Here is a 21,978-nt window from a genome sequence, read left to right as displayed (position 1 = left end):
AGTATCACGCTTAGATAATGCAATTGCAAGAACTGCTGATAGTGTAGTGTGTGAAAGATGTAAATAAGGGCTATATAAGTTAGTTCTCTAAAGTTTAAACAACATTATATTTTATAAATTTTGATATTCAATAATCTGGCGCGATTCTTGAGTGAATTGCGCCTTTTCAGCTATAAGGCCATATTGTGGAGCAGGCCCATTTTTAAGAGTCGAATAAGGGTGAAGTAATTTTTGTTGTTAGTACCTCAATTAATAGTGAAACCGTAACTAGCTGTAGTTACGGTATCGCTAAAATACTTATAAAGACCACGCTTTCTTTAATAGCTCCACACCTAACCGAATTTCATCAAAAGTCAGATTACTAAATCCTAGTTTAATAATTGCTTCATCAGAGTGATTGTTTATGAAATATACAGAGGTAGGGTACACTTTAACACCATGTATGGAAGCACGATCGATTAACCATTGTTCAGAACGGTTTAGATGTACCTTAACTAGTATGTACAATCCTGATTGTTCCCCGATAATGGTGATTGTTTCAGGGAATTCTTTTTTTAACTCTGAAACGACGCACTGCATTTTTCGCTTATAAACAAGACGCATCCTTTTAATGTGGCGATTCCATTCTCCCTCTTCCATAAATTTAGCCATTGTAAGTTGACTAATAAGTGAAGCGGTACTCTCAAAGCGAAGAAATCGATTCTTATAATGTTTTAAGAGTAACTGAGGTAGCACCATATAACTAAGACGTATTCCTGGCAGAAAGGACTTTGAGAAATTTCCTAGATATATGACTCTTGTTGAATCGATGGAAGCTAGTGCCGGAAATGGTTGCTGCGTATACCGGAATTCACTATCATAATCGTCTTCGATAATATACCCTTGTATCTTGTTAGCCCAATGAATAAGCATTTGTCTTTCTTTCACTGACATACTTACACCTAGTGGGCTTTGATGGGAAGGAGTCACATAAATTAACCGTGAATTCGTATCATTTAATTGTGAAAAATCTGTACAAGTTTCATTTACTAATAAGGTTTCAAGTGTAAATTGATGAAATGCAAACGCCTCTCTTGCACCGTCATATCCTGGATCCTCCACAATTATGCTTTGAAAATCCTCTTTCATTATTTGACCAAGATGAGTCAACATTTGCTGGGTACTACTACCAATAATAATTGCATTAGGGTCTGCCTTGACTCCACGAGATTGAAGTAAATAAGTAGCGATTTGTTCACGCAAACACATTTCGCCAAAGGGGTCTCCGTAAAGAAAAGTCTCCTGTAGGGTAAGGACTGAATTTGAAATTCTTCTCCAAACTTTTAACGGGAAGTTAGCTTGATCGACAGCTCCAGCTTTAAAATCAACAATAAAGTTTGTTATTGGTTTTGATTGCTGACGGGGAATAGAATATGTATCCTCTTGAACTAAATAAGGTTCTAAATCAATAACAAAATAGCCTCTTCTTCCTTCTCCACGAATATAGCCTTCTGCAACAAGTTGTTCATAAGCCATTAATGTTGTATTGCGACTAACTTGCAATGAATCTGCAAGTTGACGAATGGAAGGTAATTGTTCATTAGCTAGAATGTCACCTTGTTCAATTAGTAATTTAAAACGCTCATAGATCTGTAAATATTTAGAAGGACCATTCTCTAGCGTGAAAATGATATTTTTCATGGCCATCACCTCTGACATGTCTATTTTGTTTATTTTGTACCTTTAAAGATGTCACTTACTAGTATACGATGTTAACAAATGAAATTCTAATAACAGTTAAAAGAATTGAAATTAGCCAGGATGAATTAGTAAGAATTCATAATGAAAGGAGAAGTATGTTTATGTTTATACCAAAATATTTTCAGGTGAAAAATATGGATGAAGTGATTGGATTTATGGAGGAGAACTCCTTTGCAACTGTCGTTACAACCCAAAACGAAAAGCCAATTGCGACGCATCTACCATTACAGCTTCAAAAAATTGGGATGGAATATTTCCTCACTGGACATTTAGCATATGGTAATCCCCAATGGAGGACGTTCGAAAGTTGTGAAAATGTTTTAGTTATATATCAAGGACCACATGCTTATATTTCATCTTCTTGGTATAAGCATGAAAATGTACCTACATGGAATTATCAGGCCGTACATGTATATGGGAAGGCAACCATTTTAGGGGGTGAGGAGTTAAAAAAAGATCTAACTAAGCTGTTAGAAAAGTACGAGAACCATCGTGAAAATCCAATATTATGGAATAAATTATCCCCTCAACTATTAGAACGGCAACTAAAAGGTATAGTAGGTTTTAAAATTAAAGTGGAAGAAATTCAAGCTGCTTATAAGCTAAGTCAGAATCGAGAGGAAGAGGATTATCAGAATATCATTAAAAAATTACAAGAAGAAGATAATATAAACTCTCAACAATTGGCCAAGGTTATGAAAAAAACAATACAGAATAATAAATAAGGATTATATATTAGGTTTTATTCCAGAATCGGGAGCAATTCTTGGAGAAAAATTGTGCTTTTTCTGCAATAGAACCATATTGTGGAATAACAATCTTATATCCAAGTTACCAAACGTCACTTAGGAAATATTTATGAGGTAGAAAGGGGTGTCCAATGGTTAATTCGCACACCCTTTTTATAAGATTAAAGCTCATTATGTAATAATCTTGGCTACTAACTTTTCATTTTTAAAATGTAAATTTTCATTATCCTCTAAAGTATATAAATTGGTATTCGGTTGATGTATCGCCCCCAATTATCGATCGCAAGGCGTCTAACTACATCATTGTAATATGGACATAAGCTACCTCTTAACAATCCACTCCCTTAAATTCTTCGTATTCTGTTTCATTCTTTCGTTTCGTTGGTTGATTAATCACATGACTAACTCCTCATATTCTAAATATTCTTGTTATAACAACTTTTTGTATGAGACGAAAATTTACGTAAAAGCACTTGCATTAAAATTGAAAACCGAATATTATTAATTTCGTTGTTTTAAATGTTCGTATTTAGGAGGTTGAACTTTTTGTTTCGACTAAAAGAAAATAATACTACTGTAAAGACTGAAATTTTAGCAGGTTTAACGACTTTCTGTACAATGGTATACGTTGTAATCGTTAACCCTTCAATTCTATCTATTGCTGGTGTGCCTAGTGAACAAGTATTTACAGCGACAATTATCGCTGCTGTATTTGGTACGTTATGGTTAGCACTATTTGCAAATTATCCAATCGCAATGGCTCCTGGTATGGGTCTGAACGCTTTCTTTACGTTCACGGTTGTCCAAGCTTCTAAAGGTGAAATTGACTATATGACAGCATTTTCTGCTGTATTCGTAGCCGGTATTCTTTTCTTCATTATTAGCTTAACGCCTTTACGACAAATGCTCGTAAAAGCAATTCCAAATAACTTGAAATTAGCCATTACGGCTGGTATCGGTTTATTCATCGCTTTCATCGGTATGCGTTCGGCAGGCTTAGTGACAGGTGACGAATCAAACTTAGTAAAATTAGGCGATTTATCAAGCCCTATGGTTTGGTTAACGATCGTAGGTGTTCTTGTTACTGCTATTTTAATGATGTACCGTGCATTCGGTGCAATTTTCTGGGGTATGATTGTTACAGCAATAATCGCTGCAATTACTGGTAACTTAACATTTACTGGTGTTGTTGCTATGCCAGCATTACCAGAAGGTATTTTAGTATGGAATCCAATTGAAGCATTTGGCGATGTAATTAAATACGGCTTATACGGGACAGTATTCTCGTTCATTTTAGTTACATTATTCGACACAACAGGTACAATGGTCGGCGTTGCCAAACAAGCTGGGATTTTAAAAGATGATAAATTACCACGAGCACGTCAGGCATTCCTTGGTGACTCATTATCAACAACAATCGGTTCAATGTTTGGTACAAGCCCAACAACAGCTTACGTAGAATCTTCTTCTGGCGTAGCAATGGGTGGACGTACAGGTTTAACGTCGTTAACAGTTGCAGTACTATTTTTAATTACTGCATTCTTCTCACCATTAGCTGGTGCGTTAGCAAGTGTTTCTGCCATTACTTCACCTGCATTAATTATCGTAGGTAGTTTAATGATTGGTGCTGTTCGCGGTATCGAATGGGATAAAGTTGAAGAAGCAATCCCAGCATTTTTAGTTATTTTAATCATGCCATTAACATCTAGTATTTCAACTGGTATCGCATTCGGGTTTATTTCATACCCATTATTTAAATTATTCAAAGGTGAAGGTAAAGATGTTCACCCATTACTTTACTTCTTCGCGATTTTATTCATTATCCAGTTAGTATTTATGCCTCACTAAAAACTTCGAGCCTCTCGTATAAAGCGAGAGGCTTTTTTATGTGTGCCAGACAGGCAACTATCTAGGTGGTGAAAGTCCACTGAGGAGGTACACATAAACCAACCACTAAGGAAGCGTGGAATTAAATCTTGGCTCGACGAACAGAAACTCTAATTTTACTAATCACTGCAGCTAGAGAAAAAAAGTCGTCATGATTTTTCCTTCATTCGTGGAGAACTGTTGAATAGCTGATAAAAAAAGAATTTGCTCAAATTGTTTAAATGAAAGTAATATCGGGCACCTAAGGAGTAAAATAACAAAATCAGAAAACATAAAGGAGGAATAATTTTTATGACACAAGCTGCTACTTATAACAATGTAACGACAACTACCACAAACGAGAAAAATGGAAAGCTTTTAAAGGGTATGATGATAGGGGCTGTTATTGGTGGAGCTCTTACAATGCTTGATTCAAACACAAGAAACAAAATAACTGCCACAACAAAAAACATGAAGGATTCGACAATGGATATGTACAGCCAAGTCAAAAACAATCCTTCTGAAGTGAAGGACGACTTACAAGAGCGATTGAAATCCGCTTCTTCCGTTTTGAAAGAAGCAATCAGGGATGCTCAAAATCTTTATGAAAAAGTGAACGAGAACATTCTTTTTCCGGTAAGTGTGTTAAAGGAAGAGTCAAGTGAGATTCTTTCCAATGCCAAGGAAGTCACGACTGATATAAAGGAAATCGGGGGAAAAGTCAAAGAAGCTGGCGAAGAAGTAATAGATGGTAGTAATGGGCAAAGCAACGGTGCTTATAATTAGGATTCTTCGATTCAAAGACCTTATGATAAGGGTCATATCAATTCTACGTTTATAGGAACCTTGCAAAATGATTTAGATAATAAAAAATTGGCACATCTTGTACCTGAGGGATGTGCCATTTGCATTTTTTTCATATCGATATCCGTTTCTCATCAAGCCTGGAAGTTGAAGGAAAAGTAACTTTTTACCATATTTTATTATGAAAAATTTCAATTTTATTATAGAAACTTTCAATTGCTTCAGGAGGATATTGTGTATAGACTCCCATAGCATCCATTATTAGTTTACATTCTTCCAACAACGCTGTAAGTAGGGTGGATTTAGGGAAAATATACGATGATTCATTTTGGGTAAGATGAATTGACTCTGATTTTATAACTTCCCAATATTTTTATAATTAAGATTGGTAGTATTTCAACCATTGAAAATTTCTTCTATGAATTATTTAATCACTTATTTGATTAGGAAATTTTATATTACAGAATGTAACCAAAAAAGCGAACTAAATTGGCTTTACATTAGCCTCCACGATCGGGGAATTCTTGATAAGTACCTTCTTTAACTAAAGGGTCATAATATTGAAGGGATTTATTAAAATAGTTAATATTTTTAAATGTGATAAACTAAAACTTATTATATTGAAGGAACAAGGTGATATATTTTGAAGTTTATAGTCGGCATGTTTATCCTCGGTGGAGTTGCAGGGCTACTGTTTTCATACATAGCCGGAAACTATTTAAAATTAACAGCTCTAATTATATTAGGTATCCTAGTGATACTAACGGCAAGTTTATCTTTCTATAAGAAAAATAAAGTTAATTAAAGATAAAGAGCGGTTTTTTCTTTAATAATCTGGGGCGATTCTTCAATAAGAAAATCGCTTTTTTTCGTGATAGAGCTAGATCGCTAAGTTACATAATTTTTATAAAATTTACCAAATATTGTTTTGGTAAGGTTACACTATAATTAAAAGGGAAATTAAGCTGCTCAAGAGGTAGATGAATAGGAGGGGATGCTATGAAACCAAAAATGAAAAGAAAAGATTTAATGACAAAGACTGATATCTCAAACGCTGTAATAGATGTTTTAAGTAAATCTATTTTATCATCCGAGGATAATATCTTAAATAAATCATTAATTGTCTATCACTACTATTCTGAACTTGAAAGTGGAGGTCACGAAAGCTTATTTAAGTGGTTTGGACAGGAAATTAAAGACATGGGAATAGATAACTACTTGAATAAACTAATTAAAATCCTTGAAGAAATTGGCGCTAACCACTATGTAACACTTGAGAAAAAGTATTGTAAAAAGATGTGGAACTTATACGTTGCCTTAGAAAATGATGAAAATTATGAAGATGAATTTTATAATATCGTTGGAGAAGCAACAGATGAATATTACAAATTTAATGATGAGTTGAGAGAGTTATTAGAAACATATTTTGTTACAATTTATACATACTTGATTGAAGTAATTGAAGATTAATATTGTTATTTTGCAGAAGGAAAAAGCGTAAATTAGTGTAATAGGCATTTTAATCAGCTTGTTTCTTGAAATTACGTAGAATTAGTTATAAATAAACAATTTTAGCATCGTTAATTAACATGGAGTGGAGCAAAATTATGAAAAAGACAAAAGGCATTATGATAGGTTTGATATTTGGTCTTGTTTTATCATTTTGCATTTCATTTATATTTATGTTTATTGCACAAGGAATGGCAGGTGGCTTTACATCTTTCTTTGGCGAAAGTTGGTTGTATTACGCAGCGATTATTCCCTTCATTCTAACCTTTGGGATATTAGGATTTTATTTCACCAATCAAGATAAGGTTTCAAATAAAAAATTTTGGTTATTAAGCCTAATATCCGCATTATTTATCTCACTGTACACTGGAACAATCGGTGCTTTATTTGGTGAGTATATTGTTAGGGGGGGAAGTCTTAGAACGTATATTGAGGGAGGATATATAGGTGTTAATGTAGAGGGAGTTCTGATTTGGGGAACAATTTATGCCTTTATTTTGCTTCCTTTGACAACACCACTTGCACGTTTGTTAATCCAAGCATTCCTTGAAGTACTTAAAATATATGAGGTAACTGATTGATCTATGGAAGCTCTAGTTAAATAACATTTTTCTTTTTCAGAGACAGTATCGTAACCCTTCCGCTATTGAATTATTATTTAGTGGAGTAGCTTAATTTCCAATAATTTATCACTATTTTAATAAAAATTGATATACAACAATCACGAGCCTTTCTTTAATAAGAATACTTTTTTTACATTTGATACCTCATATTGAATAACATCTTAGAATTCCAACTCACGCTTTTTGGAATCCTATAATTCGGATGTGCATTTCAGTGGTATCTCTTTTACAACTGCTGACGAAATCGAATTATTAACTTAAATTATTGGAGATGCCACATTTAAATAGGAAGCATCTCCTTTATTCTATTAATAAGTGGTTACCTTGGCTGCTTTTTGAGCCGTGTAAATCCAGCGCTGCCACCAGGAGAGGTTATCCTGATACTTTTCCGCATCAAGAGTGTAGAGGGCATCTTCATTCTTCCAAAGTCGTTCAAAATATCGTTCCATATCCAAGGCGAGCGCGCTATCATTTGGAGCGAGGATACGTACGTTATTTTCCAGGTTGTAATTCTCCAATGTTCGTTCCGTATAGTTGGCAGAACCGCTTGAAATGATTGTTTGTTCCGCTGTTTGAATCCAGATGGCTTTTGTATGGTATTGGCCGACTACGGTATTGTACCAGCGAATGTTGATTTGTTCATTTGTATCCTCAAGCAGCTCGTTCACAACCGGTCGATTTGGCAGACCGGACTTTTTCTGGCCGAATGAGTTTTCATTTGGGTCTAGAATCATATTCACCTGCACACCCCGGTTTGCTGCATTTGTTAAAGTGTTGACAATGTCGCGCTGGGCAATAAAGTACATGCCAATCCAAACTTTATCTCCTGCTTTTGTCGCCTCTAGATCTTCAAGCAAGGCGTCCAAAATTTTCTTCTCGGTTAAATATTGTACAGCATACTGGCCGTCACCTTGCTGGGGTATATCGGCCCTCGGCAATTTCGGACCATCCGACATGAGCGATACCGCTTCTTCTGCCTCCAGGATATCGTTTATGACGGGTCCCGTTACTTTCAAACCAAGATTTCCGTGGAAGCCACTTGCATCATGCGGGTTTGATGATGTGATAATCGCTTCCTTTTCCGAAATGGCCGCTTTGCGGTGGTTGGCTTTCACGTTGAGCAGTTCCAAATAAGAAGATACGGTCATTTTTGGCGCTTTGCTTGACATGGCGTTGGAAATCCATCCTTTGTCGTCGTGGTCGAACCATTGAAAAATTAATCGGTATAAGCCTGAATAAATCGGCGTGGAATCCCGCAGCTGCTCTAAATCGGTGTAAACAATTTCTACCCCGGCTTCACGCATCTTCTTGAACCACAGAGTTTCATAGGAGCCATAGCCCTTATTGAGCGGGTCGGTGATGAAAACAACCGGCATATCGGGATTGTTTTCCTTTTTCTCGGCAAGCTTATCAGAGAGGATTTTCGCGATTGGCGGGAAATCTTCTTTTTCATCGAAATACCCATCCATCAAAAAGAAGTCCACCACCACAAACTGTTCAGCTTCATCAATCAGTGCATAAACTTCATCAAAAATATGATTCTCATGTTTCCGATTGGTCCCTTCCTGGTCTTGCGCATAAGTTAAATCCGTTAACATTTCAATATTGTCCGTTCTGTGCAAGTCTCCTTCATAGGAAATGTCTTCCGGCAACGGTTTATATGTATGCCATAACATTTCTCCTATATATAGCAAAATCAAAAGAAGTATAAGAGCGCTTATAACTTTATTTCTGCGACTCCAGCTGTTCCATTTCTTCTGAACTTTTTTCATTGAAATTCCTCCAATACTCTTGTACTTTTAATTCCCCTGAACAAGCAAAGTTAAACAGCGGTAGATTGCATGGCGGCTGGTAATATTTAAGGAAATGCTAGTGGCGCTAGTATAATTGGGAAATTACGATAGGTATTAGAAGGAGCATTGTATGTATGCAGATCACATTATTTCTCGAAGCGAGTATCATGGAGGAAACTAAAAAACAATAAATCACTTGAAGAATTTTACTAATAGTTATGGTGTTATTTAGCTGATTAATTAATTACACGTCATTATTTAACAATATAATAAAATCCTTGAAGATAAGTTGTGCCATTTTCAGCAATAGGACCAGATTGTTAAGGAAGGAAAACAAATATGTATATGCAAGAGGAAATTACTTTTTATGGTAAAATAGGAGAATGAAGTATTACAGTGTTCTAGAATCTGAAAGGTGGATTAGGAGTTTCATATGAAGAAGATTAAATGGTTCGCGTTGTTACTTGTAATAGGGGTAGTGCTGACAGGTTGTGGAGGAAAATACGAAAGTCTCATGCCGTATATAGAAGAAAACGATACACTACAAAAAAAAGCGTTAGGTGACTATGAGGTGGTTAGTGAGGAGATGGAGGGATATTGGGACACTGAGGGTACTGGTGGTTTTCCCATTCGATCCTACTTTTCAATCTTTCAAGTAAAGTACCAAGAATACGATGGGGACGAGGTTGTAATGCCGTTTCAAGTGTTTGAAGATACGGATTATGATTTCAGTGCTCAATGGCAACTAGAGTATAAGTTAGAAGATTATTGTAGTAACCAGCTAGGTCGTGAATGTAGGTTCGGGTTAGTAGATGCATATGATGATATAAATTTTACGTCTGATGCAGAAAACACATATGATTTACGAGCTGAGTTATCAGAACTATTTAATGATCATCCTCTGTCATTTATAAGAATGAGGGAAAAGGATGACGAGGTTATAAAGTGGGTAGTCGATACGTTCCCGAAGGCAAATCTCCATAGTCATTATACGATAATAGAACCAGAAGATAACAACGGTGTCATATCTGGAGGAGTTTACGGGGATGTGATGTATGTGAACCGTAAGCTTATCTCCGAGGAAGAGATAGGGGATAAAGACTACTCTCAGGTGTTACTAGATACAAATAAGAATTAGCCATAAGGAAAAGGGGGAGCTGCATTAAAAGAAGGGATGGATTATTTGCACGATAGCAGAAAAATTTGCTCACCCTGTTTCTTGAGGGATGTACCGTATTTACTGTGTTTCAAATCACTAGGAACCTTGGGAATGGGAAAAAATTTTAATAAACAATTGGGGAGGCTCAAAGTGAGAAAAGTTGTAGTGAAGCCATATAACGAGCAATGGCTTTCAATTTTTGAAGAAGAAGCAAATATATTACATAAGATACTCGGTTTAGAAATCATTGATATTCACCACATTGGCAGTACATCCGTAAACGGTCTAAAAGCAAAGCCTATCATTGATATTATGCCTGTGGTTAAAGACATAAATCGAATCGATAAGTTTAACACATCAATGATCGAAATTGGTTATAAGCCAAAAGGAGAAAATGGGATTTCTCAGCGTCGATACTTCCAAAAAGGTGGAGATAATCGAACCCACCATGTCCACATTTATCAATTAGGTAATCCCGAAATTGAACGTCATTTAGCATTCCGTGATTACTTGCGAGCACATTCAGATGTCGCCAAAAAGTATGGAGATTTAAAAACATATCTATCGCAAATATTTCCCTATGACATTGAATCATATATCAAAGGCAAGGAACAGCTAGCCATGGAGATTGAACGAAAAGCAATGTTTTGGTACCAAAGCAATAAACTTGAGAAAAAATACTAATTGGCTTACTACCTTATAATTAATTCAACAATCAGCGCGATTCTTGAATAGAAATTGTGCCTATTTCAGCTATAAGACCATTTACTCGAATAAGAACTCTAGTTAACATGGATAAATATATTAAAATTGAGGGTGATTTTTGAAGGATTATAATTACCGTGGAGGTGTGGCATCAATGAACAGAGATAAAGAAACTCTACTAAAGCAGATCCCGATTATAAGTAATTGTAAGGAAGTTATTCAAATTAATAAGGGATTTTCCTCAGATGAAAAATTTCTAGTACACATGAATGATGATAACGAAAAGTTACTTCTTAGAACATTTCAGTTAGAAGAGTTTGAATCAAAAAAGAAAGAATATTTGATTCTAGAAAGAATGTGGGAATATAAAGTTACTTGTTCGCGGCCGATTTCTATGGGTGAGTTAGGAAGTCGGGGTTACATGATCACATCATACATCGAGGGTAAAGATGCCGAGGATGAAATCCACAAATACTCAGCAAAAGAGCAGTTTGATATCGGCTTTGAAGCTGGGAAGGAATTAAGGAAAATACATCAGTTTACAGCTCCTTGCCATATCACTTCGTGGCATTTAAGGAAAGAGAAAAAGCATAAGAAATATTATGAAGACTATTTAGCATGTGGCATTAAAGTTGAAAATGACCAAAAAATAATGAATTTTATTCAGGAAAATATCCACCACATGAAAAAACGTCCGAATTTATTCCAACATGATGATTTTCATCCCGGAAATATCATTGTAAATAATAAACAGTTTGCTGGAGTTATAGATTTTAACAGGTATGATTGGGGAGATCCCATTCATGATTTTCTTAAAATTGGTATATTCAGTCGAGAAGTAAGTATCCCCTTTTCAATAGGACAAATTAGGGGCTATTTTAATAATACTGAACCCGATGAATATTTCTGGAGACTTTATTCACTTTACCTAGCAATGTGTGTCTTCTCTACTGTAATTTGGACCTTAAAAACTATTCCAGACAACATGGATGATATGTTAGGTAAGGTTTACGCTTTTTTAGAGGATCATGATTACTTTTGTAAAATAAAACCTAAGTGGTATACAGAGGAAATGCACGTTCGATAAAAACAGCTTTTGCAAATTAACTTAGCAATTACTGTGCAGCGATTATATTTTCAGACATTCAACAATCTGGCGCTTTCCTTAAATAGGGGAAGGGTCTTTTTCAGTTAAAGGGTCATTTAATTGAATAACATATATAAGGTTTCAGTTATATAGGCTTAGACCTTTTTAATATATTGAATTTGATTTTTGATACTAGTTTAATAGATGTTAAACAAGAAAAAAATTAAAGAATAATAGTAAGCCACTTATCAACGCGTAAATGAAAAGCGGCTTCCATCATTTTAATTTGAATAATAATCGAAAAATATATCAAGAAACGAATGCAACACCTCAGATTTTTCATCATGACGATATGCTACTGCCAATTCTAAAGTAGTTGACGTATCCACAAGTTCCCTGAAGACAACTCCAGTATTTTGAGTATGACATTTAGCAGAAAGGGAAACGCCCATCCCCATGGATACAAGAGATATAACAGTTTGGATGTCATGAGTTTCAATCGTGATTTTTGGAGAAAAACCGGCTTGATGACAGATTTTCGTTATCACATCGTAGTACCCCGGTCCAATCACTCGGGGGGTAATAACAAATGACTCCTTTGCCAAATCTGTGATAGAAATAGGCCCCCCTTTCATGGCCAAAGGATGTTTTTCTGACAGCATGGCTTGAATAGGAACATTCATATAGTTTTTTACGATTAGCTGTTCGCTGTTAATAGGTGGGGTGAGAAGTCCGACATCAATCTTTTTCCCATGCAAGGCCTGGATTTGGGCGGTTGTCCCCATTAACTGTAGATCCAAGTTGACGGAAGGGTGCATAGCCCGATACTTCTCTACTATGGGAAGTATATTTTCTCCAGTCCCCGTAAAACCGATTACTAGCTTCCCATGTTCTGCTCTTGCTGACATTCTTGCGGTGTCACATGCTTCCTCAACTAAGTCAAGCATTTGATAGGCCTTTTCCAGAAAAGCTTTTCCTGCATGGGTCAATTCAACCCGGCGATTGGTCCGATAAAACAGAAGAACGCCGACTTTCTCTTCCAACTGCTGAATTTGCCTACTAAGTGGGGGTTGTGCAATATGCAAGCGTTCAGATGCACGTCTAAAATTAAGCTCTTCTGCAAGTGCCACGAAATATCGAATATGCCTCAGCTCCATTTTCCGCCTCCTCGTTGTCTGTAATAATACTTATTGAGTATTATTATAGATATTTTTAAGTATTTCTACAATTCTGTCTTTTAGTTTTATAATATCTTTAATGTTGCTTTTGTAAGGAACATGTTACAAAAAATTGAGCGAATGATGGAGGGAACGAAAGCTAGCTATTTTTACTTTGAAGGTATTAAAGCAAAGGGGGCGGAGAATTTGAATGCAAGGTTGCCACGACAAAAGGGAATTATTGTACTACTATTCCTAGGATGGTTTATTTCTTCCGTTGATCGTATGTTCATAAACATAGCCATTTTACCTATTGGAAAAGAACTGGAAATGGATGCAGCGACATTTGGGATCGTGCTAAGTATATTTTATTTAGGCTATACACTCATGCAGATACCTGGTGGCTTGATAGCAGACCGATACGGTTCCAAAACGGCCATTATAGTAACTATCCTAGCTTTCTCTTTATTTGCCGGTTTGTCAGGTGTGGCTTGGTCGGTCACTTCTCTATTGGTTATCCGATTTTTCTTTGGATTGGGAGAAGGTGCATTTCCAGGAGCAGCTACCAAACTAATGAGTGAGAATGTGAGCCCCGAAAAAAGAACTAGTATACAGTCAGTATTACTGGTCGCAATCGTATTGGGTGGGTTCGTTGCAAGTATAGCGGGAGCCTACTTCATTACGCAAATAGGTTGGAGAAACGTGTATATATGCCTTGGAATTATGGGAGTGATTACCGCCCTGCTGTTCATGCTATTTCTCCGGTCAGACAAAACCGGTCCTACTGATATCAAGCAGCAGGAAGGGGAAGTATCCTTTGTTTCCCTGCTGAAATCCCCTTCCATGTGGAAAATCATGGTGGCTCTGTTTGGATTGTATACTGCGATTTGGGGACTGACTAGCTGGGTGCCTTCCTATCTCATGAATGTACGTAAACTCAATTTACTTGATACTGGGATCTACTCATCACTTCCGGCAATTGCTGGTATGATTGGGTACTTGGTTGGAGGGTGGCTGGTTGACAAAGTCTTTGTGAACCGTGAGAGACTATTGATCATCTACGGAAATTTATTATCAGCCATTTGTATTTTCGGCATGTTCAATGTTGAATCTCTGACAATGACAATTATCTTTCAAAATATGGCAGCCTGTTTCCTTCAGATTGCATACATGGGCGTTTTGGCTGTGCCATTGAGGATGTTGCCCTCGTCAGTCATGGGAAGCGCTTTTGGAATGATAAATACTGGAGCGAATTTGGCAGCATTTATCACTCCAGCAGTTATGGGTAGTTTGATTCAGCTATTCAATGGATCTTATTCCATTGCGTTCAGCTATTTGATTGTAGGTACTATTTTATCTCTTATTATGGGTCTTCTCCTTGGGAATGTGCGTAACGATTTTGTACAAAATGATGCTGGAACAAAGACGGCATAAATTCATTTAAAGTTGGAAGACGCAGGACTGTTTTGTAAGTGTAAAAGGTTTAAAGGAGCTGATCTAATGAATTTTGACAAACGGTTAGACAAGTTACGAGGTTTAATGGAAAAGGAAAAACTTACAGCTGTATTATTAACTGATCCAAATAACCAGTGTTATATAACTGGATTTGAAATAATTACTTATTCCCGTCCAATTTTCACAATAGTGACCAAGAATGAATGTATACTAATTGTTCCTGGTCTAGAAGAAGAGCATGCAAAATTAAAAGCAGAATTTGATCATTTAATTGTATATTATGAGCATCCAGAAAAAGCAAAGCAGGGTAATGAACCGATTGCATTGATAATAAAATGTTTACAAGCTCTAAATGGAGAAAGAAGACTCGGGATTGAGTCTCGCTCCTTATCTTTTGAATTAGCAAATATACTCCAGAGAGAAAACTGGAAATTAACAGATGTTACTTCCGAAATGGTTAAAAATCGGGCGTTAAAAGATGAAAAGGAATTAGAAAAAATGCGGCAAGTATGCTCATTAGCAGTGGGATCCATACAAGCAGCATTTCGAGCTTTAAAGGTAGGAGTGACTGAACGGGATATTGAAAATGCTGCAGCCAGCGCTTTTTATCAAGATGCATCCAACCATTATCCCGACTCAAGCCTTTTTACAGGGGGAATGAATCCATCAGGAGTAAAACGAACGATTCTACCTCATGTGTTTTCAAATTTGAGAAAAATAAATACAGGAGATGGATTAATAATTACAAGAATTACTTCGCTAGATGGATATAAAGGTGAATGTGAACGAACTTGCTTTGTTGGGGAGCCAACAGCAAAACAAAGAGAATTGTTCGAAGTGATGATGAATGCTCAAAAAGCAGCGCTTGATACAATCAAAGCAGATGTAAAGACAAGTGATGTAGATGCTGCGGCACGATCATTTATACAACAGGCAGGGTATGGTGAATATGCCGTTCATCGAAGTGGACACAGTATTGGTCTAGCTGTACATGAGGCTCCATTCTTCCGTTTTGATGACGCATCAACATTACAAGAGGGAATGACATTTACTGTGGAACCCGGTATATATGTTCCTGAAATAGGAGGCTTCCGTCATTCAGACACAATTCTCGTTACAAAAAATGGATATGAAATGCTAACTGAGTGTCCACGAACCATAGATGAATTAATTTTTAATCCTATAGCCTATCATTAGTATATTATGAGCGTGGTCAAGAAAAAGAAATTCGCCATAGTACAGTTTAGGGAATGTGAACAGATAGTAGAAGTATGATGTACCATTTTGTTCCACAAAAAGTATTGAAGGATCTTCCAGTCGGAGATCCTTTTTCATTTGATATTAATATCATTATGTAAAAACAGGCAGGCAAAGAATTATGTTATTTCTATTAATAATGTGTAAATAATTCTCACGTTAGTTATGCCGTAATCGGGCCACTTAATTAAATTACATATTAAAGGTATATGGATATTAATGTTAAAATTTAGGTAGCCTTGTGAAGGAGAAATGAAAATGGAAGAATTAATCGACTCTTTATTGGCTATCTCATTTTTACTTAATCCTATATTGGCGGTTGTTTTTTGCTTAAATTTAACAAGTTATTTAAAGAAATTAACTATTACAAAAGTGCTAAATACAAAAGGCAATATTTTTTGGATGTGTTTTGCTTCTGCATTTATAGTTTTCACGTTAACTTGGATGTTTGCTTTTATTCCACAATCGGGCGATTTTCTTGAATAAGGAAGTGCTCTTTTCATATTATTGAACACTACTTAAAAAAATCTGGATATTTATGTTAAAATTTATATAAGAATTGAGAAGAGATATACTTAAACTAACGGGTTAAGAAGTTTGATAATGAAGAAGGGGGATGAAATTGTTGAAGACATTCCTTTCTGGTATTGTGGGTGTGCTTATAGCAATAATAGCTGTAAGTTTCTTTCGTGATGGTGAAATAGATTGGGCTACAATCGGTAGTATAATTATTTTAATATTTTTGATATTGCTAATTAGATTAGGTTTGAGTTTATATAAAAATTGAATAAATCCCTATTGAACTAATAAATTCTCTAAGTCAATATGATAATCCACAAAATGGCACAATTCTTAAAGATGAATGTGCCATTTTCAGCAATAGGACTAGAGTGTGGAATATAGGATGGATGAGATTTACACTTAATCCTAAATAGGATACATAGAAGAGGGGAATTTTATATGAGTGCGATTATATGGAGGAAAATAATATCAGCATCTGTATCTGGATCATTGTTTGCTATATTAGTGGCATTAATTGTTCCAAATCCATTTGGAGAAAGTATAAGTTCGATTGGAGAATACATATTCACTTTTATATTAGCTACACCTGTTTATTTGATGTACAGCTTCCCAGTTATATTAATTTATGGGGTTATAACTTCAATAATTTGTGATTTGATCAGTAAATTTATAACGAGAAAAAATAATCATAAAAAAATCGAATTAATTCTTAACGTAATTTTTCACATCCTTTTTGGTCTTATCTTACTTCCTTTTAGTTTGGGTGCAGCAATTTTGTTCTTAATTACAGATAAAATGATACAAAAAAGGAACTATAAATTTAATTGGGTACATTCTGTTAAAAGTCTGATAATTCCTTGTGCTATTTGGTTAATATTCATGGGAATTATTTATTTGGAACATATATTTTCTAATTTAAACGAGCTTTTAGTTTAACAATAAGCCAATGTCTTGAACCTCAACAAAAGCGCAATTTCCGAATTAGAATTGTATTTTAAAAATCTGATATTAATATGCTATATATAATTATTTTGAAGTTTATATATTGAATGCTATCTTCAAATTGTTTTTTTATCTTTATGGAGCGGGGGAAATACCTTGAAAGGAATAGTGTCAATAATTGTTTGCTGTGTCTTTTTAATTGCTTGTTCTAATGAAACTACTTCATTATATGGACGACTTAATAAGATTGAAGAAAAGACTTTTATTGTAGAGTGTTCAGATCAGGTTCAAAAAACGGAAAATTATACCGAGGATATTGGGTACTCTTGTGCTGTTGTTCTCACAGATAACACTACTTTTAGAAACCTAAATCGAGAGGAATTAAGTGCTAAGGATTTTCAAACTGGTGTAATTGTACAAGTGATTCTTACGGAAGCTAAAATTATAAATAGATGTAACAGTAGCCGACAAGTTGAGGCTAAAGAAATAGTTTTGATAGATGAATAGGTTACTTGATAAAAACCGAACAATCTTTAACAATCGGGCGCTTTCCATGAATTGAATGGGTCTTTATTCAATAATCGAGCCAAATTATTAAAGAACAGTCTTTTTAGATTAGATACTAACCTAAGCTTCGGTAACAATTTTATTCTACTTATCTCCTGTTTAAAAATCAGTCTATATTAACGGCGTTAATTTACTGATAATTTAGAAATTTATGATAATGTAGTTAGGGAGGAGGGGGTGAGAATTGTGGAAAGAAAGAAAAGGAATCCTATATTAACTTTCGTAATCAGTTTTGCTTCAGTAATTTTCGGATTACCATTACTGTATGCGTTGGGAGTTCCTTCAGGTGATGTGGTCTTAACTGCTTTATTCGGAGAAGGAAATATCTGGACTTTAATCTTTTCTGCAATGTTAATCCTATTAATTACTTTTGGTGTTGGTAGAGCTATAAAAAGTAGCACTTAGTTTTAATTAAATTAACCGGTGCATAGGTAACAAAGAAGATATACGAAAAACGCTCAGATTAAACTTCTGAGCATTTTTGCTTGCAAAATTATTTTGTAAAAATATTTTTAAATGTACGCTAATTGGCTTGTAATTATTAAAAATACTGTTTGAAATAACTTTATAGGTATTCCACAATTGGTCGTATTTCATTAATACATAAAGGCTGCAAATTCGATTGATTAGAGAAGTACAAGAGTTCGAGTAGTAAATAAAAAAGGGATGACCCCCAAGGGTTGGGGGCAATATTTTTGCGCTTTTGTACGATTTGCTAAGTCATTACTTTTTAGATTTTAAGGATTAATCATAGATTACATTTTTACCTTCTTCAGTTAGCTTCTTTAAAGATGTTAGCATTTGATTTATTTCTTCATCGGAATGTCTTTCCCATGAACTTAATTCGGCTATTATTTTCAAAGGAGATTTAGACCTATAAGAACGTGTTGGGTTTCCAGGAAATCTTTTGTCAGTTAAGTTCGGATCATTTTCAAACTCACCTAATGGTTCGACAATATAAATTCTTTCTTTTGATTCAGATCTTGCTAATTCAGCACCCCATTTAGCAGCATTCAATGTTGCAGTAAAGTATATATAGTTCGATTTTTTATCTTGGTAATTTGATAAGTACTGTGGCTCTAACAAATCCCCGATTTTCAGTTCAGCTTTAGTACCATGAAAAAACGGACCCTTATCTAAAACTTCTCCTTTGTCATTCATAAAGCTACACCCCTTATGTGATAGATCTGTATATAATACTAATTTCCAAATTACGAAATGAACAGTCTATAAATAATTTTTAAAGAACGGTATAATGTAAGTAGAGTGATTAATATCGAATTACAATTATCGTTGTTCCTGTTAGCAATCAACGTTTCTGAATGCAAGCAATCTGGCGCTTTCCTTAATAAGGGAGGTGTTTTTTTAATTAAAGAGCTATAATGTCGTTAAAGAAATTTGAGGATATTATGTTAAATAGCCCCCACCTTACTAGAGATGGGGGCTTGATGTTTCCTTTTGATAATTCCGGCTTGTATCATTTTAGCTTATTGACGCTTCTTGGTTTTCTTATTATTAAGTCTCTCTGTCGCTGTTAAGGGTTCGTTTGCAAGTTCATGATCAAATTCCCTTGATAAATTCTTCCTTACTGCTTGCTCATCACTAACATTACCACTTGAATTTTTCTTTTCGCTGTTACTCACAATATCCACCTCCATGATTTTAGTTTGCCACGTGGAATCCTTAGTATGCATTTTTGTTAATTCTTATGTCCTTTTGAAAGGTTTTAAAGATCTGAAGCTGTTTAAAAAAAAGATCGTAGGGTAAAAAATGTACCAGAGATTAGTTTGTGAAAGCTTACTTTTTATAAGCTTTTGGTGAACTTTTTACTTTGGCTTTAAATATTTTACTAGGAGATGATTTTGATGAAAAATCCACATCTAACTAATCCACGTACGAAATTTTATACAGACAAATTCCCAGATCAAGAACAGAACACTCCAGCACTACAGAGTAAAATGAGCCCTAAACCTGACTGCGGGGAAGAATCATATAAGGGTTATAATCGTTTAGAAGGCCGTAATGCTTTGATTACTGGTGGCGATTCCGGAATTGGGCGTGCCGCCGCTATTGCCTATGCGCGAGAAGGTGCAAATGTAGCTATCCAATTCTTCCCTGGCGAAGAAGAAGATGCGAACGAAGTCAAAGAATTAATTGAAAAAGCAGGCAGAAAAGCATTGTTGCTACCATATGATTTGCGAGAAGATGGAGCTGCGACAGAGATTGTTACAAAAACAGTGGAAGCTTTTGGTGGATTGGACACGCTAGTATTGAATGCTGCGCAGCAAATTGCACAGCCAACCCTAAGTGATTTATCCATCCAACAAGTGCAGGATACCTTCAAAGTAAACATTATCAGCATGTATGAGACGGTAAAAGCTGCCGAAGAGCATTTGGAAGCAGGAAGTGCAATTATTACTACCTCATCGGTTCAATCTTTTAATCCGTCTACATCTTTAATGGATTATGCGGCTACAAAAGGTGCAATAAGCAACTTTACGATAAACCTTTCCGCGTACTTTGCTGATAAAGGGGTGCGTGTCAATGCGGTTGCTCCAGGACCAATTTGGACACCATTGCAGCTGGATAACGGACAATTGGATGGACAAATCCCTAAGTTTGGACAAAATTCTCCTCTTGGTCGTGCGGGACAGCCAGTAGAGCTAGCACCGGTGTATGTTCTCCTAGCCTCCGATGAAGGAAGTTATATCACCGGTCAGATTTACGGGGTAACAGGTGGCGAAGCAATCGACTTATAATCTTAAATGTGAGTTAAATAAAAACCCCATTCTCGTTTAAGCATAGATAATGTAAAAGATAAGAAGCCTGCTGCAGTTGGAGTTAAATACCCAATTGTAGTGGGCTTCTTTTAGGAATAACAGTGTCTGATAAGCGGGTCAGATTTTTTAGTAAATGTTCAAGAGATTTGCTGGAGTGAACTTGAATAAGTAAAAAACTATACACCATTTGGGCACTATTCTTGCATAGGAATTGGGCCCTTTTTAGTTAGTTATCCGACCAGGTTGAAGAACAACATTCTAATATTGTATTTTTTCAAAATAAGTTTTGGGAACCATATAATTACAATTGATGTCTATATAAAAAACGAAAGTTTAAGGGAGGCGTCATTATGTGGCTAACAATAGGTCTTATTGCAATAGTAGCTACTTTTATAAATCTTTATATGTATGCAACAGGTAAAGATTACAAGCTTGCGATGGCAATCGGGTTATCATTTACAGCATTAACCCTATGTGCAGAATACAGTCTTATATCGCAATGGGTAGAAGTGAAAGATTGGGCAGCTTTAGAGGATGTAGTACCAGGCATGGAAAGGGCATTATGGTTTTTAACAATTGTCTCGATCTTACTAAATATAGCACCTATGCTTTTAGAACGAAAAGGTAAGAAGTAATTTCTTATTGTCACTATTTATTCTATACAATTAATGTGTAGATAATTTTGTAAAACTACCCGGGATTTTAGGTAAATAACTATTATCCACAATTGAGAGTAATCTGAAAAGGAATTGTGCCTTCTTTAGCTATATGGCATATTCTTGTTTACCACGAAAAATGCAATTTTTATATGTTAAAGTAATCTTGAGGAGTACAATACTTGGTGTTTAAGAGCGGACTTACTAAAGGGGCGAGTGTATGAAGTTGCTTAAAAAATTTACTTTTTGGTTACCATTATTGAGCATATTTATCATTGTTTATGAGTTGGTATTTAAACCAGTAAAGCATCCTTGGGCAGCGATTGACCCTATATTTTCATTCTTATTTACCTTTTTACTTCCTTTACTACCAGATAATCCAAGCATATTTTATGCCTTAACGTTACATTTTCTATTAGCAGTTAGCTACGGAATTATTTTAGATAGATATATACCGAAGATTAGGTAGATAAAAGCTAAAAGTTTACTTTTCTACAATCGAGCACTCTAGTTTAATCAGCAACAGTAGAAGAATGATAAGAAAAAGGCTCGACACCACTAAATAGGAATCGAGCCATTATAACGTGGGTCTGTCACGTTGTTGGAG

General features: G+C 35.4%; 23 protein-coding genes. 18 read left to right on the top strand and 5 right to left on the bottom strand.

The annotated features are described in order from the left end of the window. Window positions 1–297: 297 nt before the first annotated feature. Entirely contained in the window at window positions 298–1,680 is a 1,383-nt protein-coding gene (gene pdxR, locus BJ095_RS10100) for a MocR-like pyridoxine biosynthesis transcription factor PdxR (protein ID WP_107935120.1), read from the bottom strand. A 161-nt stretch (window positions 1,681–1,841) separates the two neighbouring features. Here pdxR and BJ095_RS10095 point away from each other — a divergent pair, with 161 nt between their 5' ends. The 5 genes from BJ095_RS10095 to BJ095_RS10075 all read left to right on the top strand — a co-directional run bounded on the left by BJ095_RS10095 (window position 1,842) and on the right by BJ095_RS10075 (window position 7,249). Then, complete coding sequence (locus tag BJ095_RS10095) at window positions 1,842–2,465, top strand: FMN-binding negative transcriptional regulator (RefSeq protein WP_107935119.1); 624 nt, start codon at window positions 1,842–1,844, stop codon at window positions 2,463–2,465. 570 nt (window positions 2,466–3,035) lie between these two features. After that, window positions 3,036–4,337, top strand: coding sequence for an NCS2 family permease (locus BJ095_RS10090; RefSeq protein ID WP_107935118.1), 1,302 nt, complete (start codon window positions 3,036–3,038; stop codon window positions 4,335–4,337). A 330-nt stretch (window positions 4,338–4,667) separates the two neighbouring features. Beyond that, window positions 4,668–5,141, top strand: coding sequence for a YtxH domain-containing protein (locus BJ095_RS10085; RefSeq protein WP_107935117.1), 474 nt, complete (start codon window positions 4,668–4,670; stop codon window positions 5,139–5,141). 1,017 nt (window positions 5,142–6,158) lie between these two features. Then, a complete protein-coding gene (locus tag BJ095_RS10080; protein ID WP_107935116.1) occupies window positions 6,159–6,629 on the top strand; it encodes a DMP19 family protein in 471 nt (156 codons plus the stop codon). 137 nt (window positions 6,630–6,766) lie between these two features. Beyond that, complete coding sequence (locus BJ095_RS10075; RefSeq protein ID WP_107935115.1) at window positions 6,767–7,249, top strand: hypothetical protein; 483 nt, start codon at window positions 6,767–6,769, stop codon at window positions 7,247–7,249. A gap of 350 nt (window positions 7,250–7,599) precedes the next feature. Here BJ095_RS10075 and BJ095_RS10070 read toward each other — a convergent pair whose 3' ends face one another. Beyond that, window positions 7,600–9,063: a phospholipase D family protein gene (locus tag BJ095_RS10070; RefSeq protein WP_107935114.1), complete on the bottom strand. Its 1,464-nt coding sequence runs from the start codon at window positions 9,061–9,063 to the stop codon at window positions 7,600–7,602. A 454-nt stretch (window positions 9,064–9,517) separates the two neighbouring features. On the opposite strand from BJ095_RS10070, the gene BJ095_RS10065 reads away from it, so the two are divergent. From BJ095_RS10065 to BJ095_RS10055, 3 genes are all read left to right on the top strand, one after another. Next, a complete protein-coding gene (locus BJ095_RS10065; protein ID WP_107935113.1) occupies window positions 9,518–10,222 on the top strand; it encodes a hypothetical protein in 705 nt (234 codons plus the stop codon). 171 nt (window positions 10,223–10,393) lie between these two features. Beyond that, entirely contained in the window at window positions 10,394–10,927 is a 534-nt protein-coding gene (locus BJ095_RS10060) for a GrpB family protein (RefSeq protein WP_181418027.1), read from the top strand. A gap of 175 nt (window positions 10,928–11,102) precedes the next feature. Continuing rightward, on the top strand, window positions 11,103–12,035 hold the full coding sequence (locus BJ095_RS10055) for an aminoglycoside phosphotransferase family protein (RefSeq protein WP_107935111.1): 933 nt from the start codon (window positions 11,103–11,105) through the stop codon (window positions 12,033–12,035). Between the two features lie 281 nt (window positions 12,036–12,316). Here the strand turns inward: BJ095_RS10055 and BJ095_RS10050 are convergent, their stop codons facing one another. Then, on the bottom strand, window positions 12,317–13,192 hold the full coding sequence (locus BJ095_RS10050; protein ID WP_107935110.1) for a LysR substrate-binding domain-containing protein: 876 nt from the start codon (window positions 13,190–13,192) through the stop codon (window positions 12,317–12,319). Between the two features lie 120 nt (window positions 13,193–13,312). On the opposite strand from BJ095_RS10050, the gene BJ095_RS10045 reads away from it, so the two are divergent. The 7 genes from BJ095_RS10045 (at window position 13,313) to BJ095_RS10020 (ending at window position 18,340) form a co-directional block, all read left to right on the top strand. Continuing rightward, window positions 13,313–14,626: an MFS transporter gene (locus BJ095_RS10045; protein ID WP_107935109.1), complete on the top strand. Its 1,314-nt coding sequence runs from the start codon at window positions 13,313–13,315 to the stop codon at window positions 14,624–14,626. 66 nt (window positions 14,627–14,692) lie between these two features. Continuing rightward, complete coding sequence (locus BJ095_RS10040) at window positions 14,693–15,844, top strand: M24 family metallopeptidase (RefSeq protein ID WP_107935108.1); 1,152 nt, start codon at window positions 14,693–14,695, stop codon at window positions 15,842–15,844. A 318-nt stretch (window positions 15,845–16,162) separates the two neighbouring features. After that, on the top strand, window positions 16,163–16,390 hold the full coding sequence (locus BJ095_RS10035) for a hypothetical protein (RefSeq protein ID WP_107935107.1): 228 nt from the start codon (window positions 16,163–16,165) through the stop codon (window positions 16,388–16,390). A 136-nt stretch (window positions 16,391–16,526) separates the two neighbouring features. Continuing rightward, a complete protein-coding gene (locus BJ095_RS19035; RefSeq protein WP_181418026.1) occupies window positions 16,527–16,691 on the top strand; it encodes a hypothetical protein in 165 nt (54 codons plus the stop codon). Window positions 16,692–16,864: 173 nt separating this feature from the next. Then, window positions 16,865–17,362, top strand: a complete 498-nt coding sequence (locus BJ095_RS10030) for a hypothetical protein (protein ID WP_107935106.1) — start codon at window positions 16,865–16,867, stop codon at window positions 17,360–17,362. A 162-nt stretch (window positions 17,363–17,524) separates the two neighbouring features. Next, window positions 17,525–17,875 (top strand): hypothetical protein, encoded by a 351-nt coding sequence (locus BJ095_RS10025; protein WP_107935105.1) that lies wholly within the window; start codon window positions 17,525–17,527, stop codon window positions 17,873–17,875. Between the two features lie 246 nt (window positions 17,876–18,121). Next, window positions 18,122–18,340, top strand: coding sequence for a hypothetical protein (locus BJ095_RS10020; protein WP_107935104.1), 219 nt, complete (start codon window positions 18,122–18,124; stop codon window positions 18,338–18,340). 339 nt (window positions 18,341–18,679) lie between these two features. Here BJ095_RS10020 and arr read toward each other — a convergent pair whose 3' ends face one another. Continuing rightward, window positions 18,680–19,096: an NAD(+)--rifampin ADP-ribosyltransferase gene (arr, locus tag BJ095_RS10015; RefSeq protein WP_107935103.1), complete on the bottom strand. Its 417-nt coding sequence runs from the start codon at window positions 19,094–19,096 to the stop codon at window positions 18,680–18,682. A gap of 326 nt (window positions 19,097–19,422) precedes the next feature. Continuing rightward, window positions 19,423–19,578 (bottom strand): small acid-soluble spore protein O, encoded by a 156-nt coding sequence (gene sspO, locus BJ095_RS10010; protein ID WP_235867630.1) that lies wholly within the window; start codon window positions 19,576–19,578, stop codon window positions 19,423–19,425. Window positions 19,579–19,800: 222 nt separating this feature from the next. Here sspO and BJ095_RS10005 point away from each other — a divergent pair, with 222 nt between their 5' ends. From BJ095_RS10005 to BJ095_RS09995, 3 genes are all read left to right on the top strand, one after another. Then, entirely contained in the window at window positions 19,801–20,694 is an 894-nt protein-coding gene (locus BJ095_RS10005; RefSeq protein ID WP_107935102.1) for an SDR family oxidoreductase, read from the top strand. Between the two features lie 371 nt (window positions 20,695–21,065). Further along, window positions 21,066–21,350, top strand: coding sequence for a hypothetical protein (locus tag BJ095_RS10000; RefSeq protein ID WP_107935101.1), 285 nt, complete (start codon window positions 21,066–21,068; stop codon window positions 21,348–21,350). A 241-nt stretch (window positions 21,351–21,591) separates the two neighbouring features. Further along, on the top strand, window positions 21,592–21,840 hold the full coding sequence (locus BJ095_RS09995) for a hypothetical protein (protein ID WP_107935100.1): 249 nt from the start codon (window positions 21,592–21,594) through the stop codon (window positions 21,838–21,840). Window positions 21,841–21,978 lie beyond the last annotated feature (138 nt).

Origin of the sequence: Ureibacillus chungkukjangi (genome assembly GCF_003217295.1) — a bacterium.
Taxonomy (GTDB): Bacteria; Bacillota; Bacilli; order Bacillales_A; family Planococcaceae; genus Ureibacillus; species Ureibacillus chungkukjangi.
This window is presented reverse-complemented; position numbering and strand designations above follow the sequence as displayed.

Coding starts and splice junctions, on each gene's coding strand:
- pdxR (WP_107935120.1), bottom strand. CDS start 1,680: ATGAAAAATATCATTTTCACGCTAGAGAATGGTCCTTCTAAATATTTA.
- BJ095_RS10030 (WP_107935106.1), top strand. CDS start 16,865: ATGAGTGCGATTATATGGAGGAAAATAATATCAGCATCTGTATCTGGA.
- BJ095_RS10000 (WP_107935101.1), top strand. CDS start 21,066: ATGTGGCTAACAATAGGTCTTATTGCAATAGTAGCTACTTTTATAAAT.
- BJ095_RS10045 (WP_107935109.1), top strand. CDS start 13,313: ATGTTACAAAAAATTGAGCGAATGATGGAGGGAACGAAAGCTAGCTAT.
- BJ095_RS10095 (WP_107935119.1), top strand. CDS start 1,842: ATGTTTATACCAAAATATTTTCAGGTGAAAAATATGGATGAAGTGATT.
- arr (WP_107935103.1), bottom strand. CDS start 19,096: ATGAATGACAAAGGAGAAGTTTTAGATAAGGGTCCGTTTTTTCATGGT.
- BJ095_RS10065 (WP_107935113.1), top strand. CDS start 9,518: ATGAAGAAGATTAAATGGTTCGCGTTGTTACTTGTAATAGGGGTAGTG.
- BJ095_RS10080 (WP_107935116.1), top strand. CDS start 6,159: ATGAAACCAAAAATGAAAAGAAAAGATTTAATGACAAAGACTGATATC.
- BJ095_RS10005 (WP_107935102.1), top strand. CDS start 19,801: ATGAAAAATCCACATCTAACTAATCCACGTACGAAATTTTATACAGAC.
- BJ095_RS10035 (WP_107935107.1), top strand. CDS start 16,163: ATGGAAGAATTAATCGACTCTTTATTGGCTATCTCATTTTTACTTAAT.
- BJ095_RS09995 (WP_107935100.1), top strand. CDS start 21,592: ATGAAGTTGCTTAAAAAATTTACTTTTTGGTTACCATTATTGAGCATA.
- BJ095_RS10040 (WP_107935108.1), top strand. CDS start 14,693: ATGAATTTTGACAAACGGTTAGACAAGTTACGAGGTTTAATGGAAAAG.
- BJ095_RS10055 (WP_107935111.1), top strand. CDS start 11,103: ATGAACAGAGATAAAGAAACTCTACTAAAGCAGATCCCGATTATAAGT.
- BJ095_RS10075 (WP_107935115.1), top strand. CDS start 6,767: ATGAAAAAGACAAAAGGCATTATGATAGGTTTGATATTTGGTCTTGTT.
- BJ095_RS10050 (WP_107935110.1), bottom strand. CDS start 13,192: ATGGAGCTGAGGCATATTCGATATTTCGTGGCACTTGCAGAAGAGCTT.
- BJ095_RS10085 (WP_107935117.1), top strand. CDS start 4,668: ATGACACAAGCTGCTACTTATAACAATGTAACGACAACTACCACAAAC.
- BJ095_RS10070 (WP_107935114.1), bottom strand. CDS start 9,063: ATGAAAAAAGTTCAGAAGAAATGGAACAGCTGGAGTCGCAGAAATAAA.